Source organism: Acaryochloris sp. IP29b_bin.148 (assembly GCF_028285565.1).
Taxonomy (GTDB): domain Bacteria; phylum Cyanobacteriota; class Cyanobacteriia; order Thermosynechococcales; family Thermosynechococcaceae; genus Acaryochloris.
In genome coordinates, this window is sequence record NZ_JANQOY010000130.1 from 1 (window position 1) to 9,018 (window position 9,018).

A 9,018-nucleotide genomic window follows, 5' to 3' on the forward strand; every position below is an offset into this window, starting at 1 on the left:
TGGGGTTACGGGAATACTGATGGCCGCACCGGGATTGTCCTCGATGTATCCTGCTTTTTCGAGCCAGGTAAAGAAGCTTTTAAGTGCCGTCAACACTGCTCCTACCGAGCCTTGCTTCAACTGCCGCCCCGACTCCAGATAGGTCTTGTAGCGCTTCAAATCATTCATGGTAATCTGGTGCCAGTCCTTGTTCACCCACAGACTGAACTGTCGTAGATGACGTTCATAGTTACGTCGGGTGTTGGCCGCCAGATTCTTTAGGGTGAGGAACTGTTCGATTCGTTGCGATCTCAAGTTCACCACCGCTGGTTTCACAGGGACCGTGCTTTCTTCCGATTTCTCCTTGCCAAACTCAACGAGACGAACAGGTGGGATGTCGGAAATTTGAGAGAAACGCGACATAAATTGCACCACTGCATCAGCATTTGCAGATCACTATAGGCGTCATGCCAGGATAGAGCAATTTTTTCTCACAGGATCGCTGTGGACCTTAATTAGAAGTACTTCCCAGACCTCAAAATTTAGGTTTTCGTGAGCTTATACGCCTGGCCACAGAGGGGGCAAAACCCATATTTCAGCGATGTAATCACCTCATTGTAGCCATTACAGCGATTCCGTAAGCACTCACCACACTCAAAACAGAATTTTGCTCGGACATTCGTCCACAGCGCATCAGGAGAGCGTCAAACTCTTGTATGTTGCGGGGTGCCCACTTCCACATCATTTCAGGTCAATCTTCGGTTCAACACCAGCCCCCGGAACATGTCTAGTGAGTGGCAAGCATTTTCTGTTGGTACAACAATCTGAGCAATACCTGAATTTTCCTGAATAAATCGGGATTTTATCTGCTATTCGGTTTTGGGATATTGAGTTCAACAACGAAGCATCACAGTCTAGGCATTTTACCTACGCTGAACTACCAACAACTTTTTTTATTGAACAGTATGCCCAGAAGATCTTCGCTTGATTTTTAATCTTTAAAGGAGCATCCAAATGACTCACCTAGCTAAACAAATGACGTTATTGACAGAAACTTAAGTAACTATCTTGCTGCTGATACCCCTGCGGCTTCAGTTTAAAGCTACAAACTCACTGATAGTGATGGGGGGAAATTCTGCCTAATAGCGGCTAAGAACATGGATATTGTTCAAGCCATCTCAATTAAAGAGGGGGCAAATATTGTGCTGGATTGTTATGAAACTGCTGGTCGGATGAATCATTCTACATCAGAAGAGGCTGAATGATAGCCAACTCATCATCCTAGCTCCAGTTGTTTCATGACCTATCAACAAGGGTCACCTTTTCTCACGTAGTTGAACCTAACTAAAACGGAGAGAACATCTCGTGAAAATTTTATTATTTGCCTCAGCCTACAACAGTATGACTCAGCGCTTCCATGTCGAGTTAGTCGATTTAGGCCACGAAGTTTCCATAGAACTGGCTCTGGATCATGAGCGAATGCGCCAAGCAGTTGATTTGTTTCAACCTGATGTTATCGTTGCCCCCTTCTTGAAAACTGCTATTCCAGAAGATATTTGGAAACAACACCTATGCATTATTATTCACCCAGGTATCAAAGGTGATCGCGGTCCTTCGTCCATTGACTGGGCGATTCTCGAAGATGAATCTGAATGGGGCGTGACAGCCTTACAAGCGGATGCAGAGATGGATGCGGGTGACATTTGGGCATCTATCAATTTCCCCTTAGAAGGAGAAACTAAAAGTGATTTGTATCGAGGGAAGGGGGCTCAAGCGGCGATCGCATGTATCAAGCAAACCTTAGCCAACTTTATTGAACCCAAATATCAGCCTGAACCCCTTGATTACGGTAATCCAGATGTCAAAGGCACTTGGCGTAATCCCCTCAAACAGTCTCATAGGGCTATCTCCTGGGAGAGTGATACCACTGCTGAGATTGTCCGTAAGATTCGCAGCGCAGATAGCCAACCGGGTTTGCTTGATGTACTTTTTGGGGAGCAATTCTATCTCTATGGTGCGCATCCAGAAAATGTCTTAACGGGTAAGCCAGGAGAATTGATTGCCCAAAGATATGGGGCTATATGTCGGGCGACGATTGATGGTGCTGTTTGGATTACCCATCTCAAGCGCAAGAAAAAAGGGGAGCAAGTGTACTTTAAGCTACCTGCTGCTCAAGTCTTGAGGGAATACATACAAGCTCTGCCAGAGGTTCCTGTGTCTTTGGAGTTATCTCCTCATGAAGTTACTTTTCGGGATATTTGGTATGAGGAAAAGAACCAGGTCGGCTATTTGCATTTTCCTTTCTACAACGGTGCCATGAGTACAGAGCAATGCCAGCGTTTGCGGAATGCCTATCTCTATGCTCGTACCAAAGACACGAAAGTAATTGTGCTCATGGGAGGAGAGGGTTTTTGGTCCAATGGTATTCACCTCAATGTGGTGGAAGCATCGGCTGATCCTGCTGCAGAGTCGTGGCAAAACATCAATGCCATCAATGACTTTGTATATGAGGTGTTACGAACTGATACTCATCTCGTGATTTCTGCGATGCAAGGTAATGGCGCTGCGGGTGGGGTGATGATGGCTTTAGCTGCGGACAAAGTGTTTGCTCGCGAAGGCATTGTGCTGAATCCTCACTATAAGCGAATGGGGCTCTATGGCTCAGAGTATTGGACCTATTCCTTGCCTCGACGAGTGGGTCCAGAGATGGCCCAGAAGCTGACCAGTGTGTGTATGCCGATGGGTACACGGGTTGCTAAGTCTATTGGCCTTATTGATAACTATTTTGGCCATACAGTATCTGACTTTAGGACGCAGGTTATCAAAGGGGCTGAGAGCTTAGCTCAAGGAGAGGATTTTCAGCACATCCTATGGCTCAAGAATAAACAACGATTCTTGGACGAACAATACAAGCCATTAGCAATTTATCGGCAAGAAGAACTAGAACAGATGAAGCTTGACTTCACCAGTAACGCTTACAATACTGCTCGTTACAACTTTATCTACAAAATTAGTCCTTCTGAAACGCCTCTCCATCTGGCCGTTCATCGGCAGCAGGTTAAGGACAATATTCCTTGTAAGCTTCTTTCCCCTGCTTAGATAAAGGTTCCTTTGCTTTGGTATCAGCGGTTTAGTACAGATGATGCAACCCATTTTTTCAATATCTGAACTAAGACCTGAAAGAAACTGAACTTTGCTGGATTTTTTCTGCTGAGTATTTCATTGATAGTGAAATCAACGACGCATAGAAGTGCAACCTCTAACTATCATTCACATCCCCAGCGGAGGATCACCAATCATGTTGACAGTTCTATTTACACAAATCATCAGCACTTGGGTCATTTTTGTGTGTTCGGTTTCTACTTCTCCTTGGAAGCAGTGAACTCAGATTAGCCCCATCTTACTAACTCTATTTCATTCCAATTTCTGTCGAGGAAATTCTATGTTTTACATCAATGGTTTCGGACTCCCTTCATCCATAAGACAAAGTCTCAAACAATTTTTTTTGAGACTTGTCCACCCAGTATTTACTTCCATCAATGTCGAACGTCGCTCAACCGCAAATCTCATCTGTCAGCTTGTGCCAAATCAGTGCCCGTTTGAACGAGATATTCGCTTTTTGGGGCATATGCTCTTCCACATTCCCCCACTCTGCAAGCTCAACCCAGCCTATGAAGAAGTAGTTGCCTTAAGATTTCGAGCCCTATCCTATCTTGCGGACCAGTGTGGTGAAGATGTTAGCCGATACTGTCCCTAGTGGGTTATCGCTCTTTCATCGCTCTAACGAGATAAAAACTGGAAATCCCCCTTTGGATCAGTTCTTGGAGTAGCCCCTTTGTCTAGATACTCTCGCAGGTCCTGTTTTAGAACTTGCACGTCCTATGGTGAGATAGATCAAATTTTGCTCACAGAATCGCTGTAGACGTTAATTATCAAGATTTTATCTGCTGATTGATTTGGCGATAGTGGGGACAACAACGGTGTATGTCAACCCAGGTAAATTTACTGAAACATCAACATCTTTTCATATAAAGAATGTTAAGCAAATTTATTCTGCTAGCCCAAAGATGAGGGAACAACTGAAAAACTCAGCTCTTCAAACGACTGGCATTTTAGACAGGATATTAAGGCGGGATGAACTAAGCATGAATAGACCAACTTCACCATTCAGAAGAGCGATGTTTTTAAAGTATTTGTTAAAGGATTGAAATATAAAAAAGCAATGATTGCTCTTGCGCTTTATGACAATGTTGAGAACTAAGTTCTAGAAACTAATCCTATTTAAATTTGGCAAAAATTCTGCTCCCAAGAAATAATATCCCCATACTCTTCAAGTCTATACAAATTGGCTATATAGCATATGAAGTCGGTGGACAAGGCGCAGCCAAAATCACAAATTATTGTTTACCTCACTCACTCATTTGTCATGAAACAACTATTGTCGCACCCATTTCAAGGGTTATGGATGAGGGCTAAACCCATCCACTCCCACCCGATTGCAGGGATGATCCTTGCATTCTTTTTAGTGTTTCCCAGCACAGCCTGGGCTAGACGATATCAACCGCCTTCTGGAGATCCGCCAACGGGGTCCTTTGGCTCCAATGGCTCCCGTGGGTGCGATCTGACTGTTGAGCACTCACAACCTGTTCAACCATCAGATCTAAGGGGGCTGCAGCCATCCCTTCGCCCGGCAGCACCCGACCAACCCAAGCCTTTACCCATCACATTGTTAGCCCCACTTCAGCATGTGGGCAGAACAAGTTCTGTGACCCCCACATTTGCTTGGTTTGTCAGCGCACCACATCCTTATCGCGTTCAGATTTCCTTGTTTACCGACGCTTCAGATCAAAGCTCTAAACTTCTGCATCAACTGGAATATGTAGAGACGACTTCAGGACTGATTCAATACACGTTACCGGAAGATAAATCAGCGCTTCAAACGGGCCAACGGTATTTTGTGCAACTGAGTATGGCCTGCAATCCCAGTAGTGACAGGTTTAATCAGTCTTTTATCGCTGAAATTGATGTCAAGGCACCTTCTCCCGCTTTGAAACAAGCCTTATCCCAAGCCCGCACGTCACAACAAAAAGCTGCAGTATTCGCAAAGGCTGGCTATTGGTTTGATACGGTGAGAGAACTGTTTGTGGATGCCAGCCCTTCAGACGCTTACCATCAACTTCCAGACTTACTGAAAGAACTCGCACTGTTAGAGGTGGAGGCAGAACATCGCCAGGCATTAGTCAAAATTGCAGATCTGCTGAAGGATTCGACCCAGCGTGCTCCCGTAAAGTCCTTAAATTCGAACCCTCCATTTCCTAAACCCTTGAATTGAAAGTTGTGTTCTCTCCTATTCAGTAAACATTCTGGAGATCAAATCTGATCATGAACAGGTCGAGGTGCGATTTTACGGTCAAACAATATTTTTTGAGACCAGTCATGGCTTCTGGATTCTGGTTGGGGGCTACATTGACCCCCCTTTTGTTCTCAGACATAGCGCTGGCTGAATTGATTGTCCCAGACGACACCTTGGGAAGGGAACCGTCGGCGGTTTCGACTGGGGCAACGGCCAACGATTTCGTGATTGATGGCGGGGTTCAGCGGAATACCGCCCTGTTTCATAGCTTTGAACGATTTGGTATTAATTCAAATCAGACCGTTTTCTTTGAGAATCCAGCTTCTGTGGAAAACATCATTACTCGGGTGACGGGCGGACTCCCATCCAACATTGATGGTCTACTAGGCGTTGATGGTCCTGCTAACCTGTTTTTGGCTAATCCGAGTGGGATTATTTTTGGCCCGAACGCACAGTTGGATGTGGCCGGAGCGTTTGTGGCCACCACTGCAGATCAATTTTTGTTTGCCAATGGTACTTCCTTTAATGCGGTGAATCCCAATGCCCCGCCTTTACTCACGGTCTCGGTACCCCTAGGGGTACAGTTTGGTGCTAATCCTCAGCCCATAACGGTCAATGGTGCAACGCTAGAGGCTGGGGTAGGAAAGCCTTTCGTTTTATTGGGAGGCGATGTGACGCTGAATGATGCCAATATACTGGCACCGGGAGGGCGCGTTGGACTCGCAGGACGTTCACAATCCGGCACCATCTTACTTAACCTAGAGGCACCGACGCCTCAAAATTTTCTGACGGTTCCACCTTTGGGAAGAGCCAATCTCTCTCTCAATAACTCAAACATCAATACGGTGAGTGAGGGGAATGGAGATATTGTCGTTCAGGCTCAGAATATCTCATTTATCGAAACGACGCTCATCGCAGGTTTAAACGAGGATGTCGATTCGTTGGATACCCATGGCGGGAGCATCATTGTTAAGGGGACGGGGGATCTCCAACTGACGGACAGCATTATCCAGACTTCGGTTAAGGAAAACGGTCAAGGGGGTGACATCCATATTAATGCCACCAACCACCTATTTTTGAATGGAGAATCCGAAATATCCATTCTAGCTGAAGGGTTTGAGAGTGATGCTGGAGACATATTTATCAACGCTCCTGACATTCGTCTGAATTCGAGTTCCAGTATAGCTTCTGTTACCCAAGCATCTGGTGGGGACATCAATCTCACCACTCATTCATTATGGGTTCGCCAAAATAGTGATATCGCTACTTCTAAATTTGGTCCTAATACATCAGACGGTAATATTCGGATTCGTGCCCATCATATTCTGATAGATAATCGAGGGGGAGATCACAGCCGACCTCCCATTGGGATTACTACAGATGTAAGCTTCATCCCTCAAGATCTGGGTCTACCGCCGGAGACGATAGGCGGGACGGGTGGGAAGATCGAGATTGATACTCAGAATCTAACGTTGATTGGTGGGCTGATTGGCTCAACGGCGTTTGGGAACGCTCAGGGGGGAGACCTGACGATTCGGGCTCGGGATACCGTTCGGTTAGTTGGAGAACCCGCAGCAGCTCGTGACAATTTCGCTGGGATTGCAGAATTGTCTACGGCCATTAGAGATGCAACCCTTGAAGGAGTGAGTGGCGATCTCCGCATTGATGCCCGCCATTTGATCCTTGCCAATGGCTCCACTATTAATGCCGGAGCGTTTGGGTTGGGAAATAGTGGCGATATTTTGATCAACACAACTGAATCTGTAACGCTCCAAGGGACGTTGAATGGGCAGCCTAGTCAGATTATTGCCCAATTACAGAACACAGGACCATTTGAGGGGGGGAATATTGATTTGGTAACTGGACGGCTAACCCTACGGGATGGGGGACAAATTTCGGCTTCCACCATTGCGGAGTCAGAAGGGAATGGCAGGAATGTTTCGATTATTGCCAACCAAGGGGTTTTTATCACTGGATCGTCACCTCGGATTGAGCTGCCTCCAGGCAATGCTGACTTTCCCTTTGTCCTAGATCCCACGGGTACGCGGTTCCCAAGTGGCATCTTTGCCAGTTCGCTGGGAGAGGGCAATGCGGGCAATGTGGACATTTTTTCCCCAAATATCACAGTGAATAATGGGGCTCAAATTTCTGTGAGCAGTACGAATGCAGGGGCTGCGGGGAGCTTATTTATTCGGGGCAATAACGTTGTGCTGGATAATGCAGCCTTGTTGGCTGAGGCTGTGGAAGGCGATCTAGCCAATATTGAGCTGTCAATTCGCGATTCATTGCAACTCCTCAACGGGAGTCGCATCTCAACCGTGGCTAGGGAGGATGCTGATGGCAGCAATATCATTATTCGTGGGACGGATACACAGCTACTGCGGTTTTTGATCTTCGAGGGTGGATCGACGATCTCTACGGAAAATTCGGGACGCTTTGGTACTGGGGGCAATATTGATATCGCGGCTCAGTTTATATTGGCGTTCCCCGGAGAACTCAATCAAATCATTGCCAATGCCTTTGAGGGGGATGGGGGTGATATTAATATCTTCACGAATGCGATTTTTGGTCCTCAGTTTCTCAACATCTCTGCCTCATCGCAGTTGGGGGTGAATGGTGAGATTAATATTGAAACCATTGCGACGGATCCGGCCAATGCCCTCACCCAACTACCCGAGAATGTGTTGGATAACAGTACTCAAATTGCAGATGCCTGTGCTGTTCCTCGGTCTGGGCAGTCTCAATTCGTCGTGACGGGCCGAGGCGGGTTACCCCTGATGCCATCGAGTCGCCCTGTGGGAAGTTATCTCTTATCGGATTTAAGAACTCAAGCTCCTCCAGTGGCTCAGCCTGTCTTGCAAGAAGCGAAGCGGCTTGTGGTTACTGCTAGGGGTGACTACTATTTGCAGGGAGAGTCGTCTCGTTCACTCCCCCAATTACTGGAAGCGGCTCGCCAGGCTTATCAGCAGGTGAACTATTCTGAAGCAATCACCTATTGGACGCAAGCCGTTAACCAACTATCCAAGTCTAAGCATCCTGGTGCTTACGCTTCCGTTCAAAGTCATTTAGCGCTGGCCTACCATCATCTTGGAGATTGGGATAAAGCGAGAGAGGCGATGGCCGCCAGCCAAGCGGTACTGACCCCCGAACTGATTGCCCAGCAGCCCGCTCTTCATGCCCAGGTACTGAATACAAGGGCGAGTTTGTTTCTTACTCGCGGCAATATGCGCTCAGCCCTTGAGGATTGGCAACAAGCGGCTGCAGTCTATCACCGGGCTGGAGATGATTTGGGAAACCTGAAGGCTCGGTTGAATCAAATCCAAGCTCTTCAGGATCTGGGTTATCTACGCCAAGCTCAACAGCGGCTAGTGCAACTCATGCAGCCCCTTGAACAACAGCCTGCATCTCCCATCAAGGCCATAGGTCAGTTGAACCTGGGGAAAGTGTTGCGCGCTGAAGGTAGTTGGTTGCGTTCACAGCGCCAACTCGAAGCAGCCCTAACAACAGCCCAATCCCTGAACCAGCCAGCCCTAACTAGTACGATTCTTCTGAATTTAGGACATACCTTTCGGGGTCAGGGGAACCCTCAGAAGGCGCTGGATTATTATCAGCAGGCCCGTGAGATTGCCCCCACACCCCTGATTCAATTTCAGGTGCAAGTGAGTCGATATGATCTACTCGTTGTG

5 protein-coding genes are annotated in these 9,018 nt (G+C 47.0%); 4 read left to right on the forward strand and 1 reads right to left on the reverse strand.

The features are described 5' to 3' along the window. The coding region (locus Q0986_RS12250) for a phage integrase N-terminal SAM-like domain-containing protein (protein ID WP_299410530.1) at positions 1–402 on the reverse strand (402 nt) is incomplete at its 3' end. Positions 403–1,344: 942 nt separating this feature from the next. Here Q0986_RS12250 and Q0986_RS12255 point away from each other — a divergent pair. The 4 genes from Q0986_RS12255 to Q0986_RS12270 form a co-directional block, all read left to right on the forward strand. Further along, positions 1,345–3,078 carry a hydrogenase maturation protein gene (locus Q0986_RS12255; RefSeq protein WP_299410532.1) on the forward strand — a complete coding sequence of 578 codons (1,734 nt, stop codon included), beginning with the start codon at positions 1,345–1,347 and terminating at the stop codon, positions 3,076–3,078. Positions 3,079–3,421: 343 nt separating this feature from the next. Then, complete coding sequence (locus Q0986_RS12260) at positions 3,422–3,736, forward strand: Mo-dependent nitrogenase C-terminal domain-containing protein (protein ID WP_299410534.1); 315 nt, start codon at positions 3,422–3,424, stop codon at positions 3,734–3,736. Between the two features lie 708 nt (positions 3,737–4,444). Then, the gene (locus Q0986_RS12265; protein WP_299410537.1) at positions 4,445–5,311 is read left to right on the forward strand and encodes a DUF928 domain-containing protein; all 867 of its coding nucleotides are present in this window, start codon (positions 4,445–4,447) and stop codon (positions 5,309–5,311) included. A 104-nt stretch (positions 5,312–5,415) separates the two neighbouring features. Next, the coding region (locus Q0986_RS12270; RefSeq protein WP_299410539.1) for a filamentous hemagglutinin N-terminal domain-containing protein at positions 5,416–9,018 on the forward strand (3,603 nt) is incomplete at its 3' end.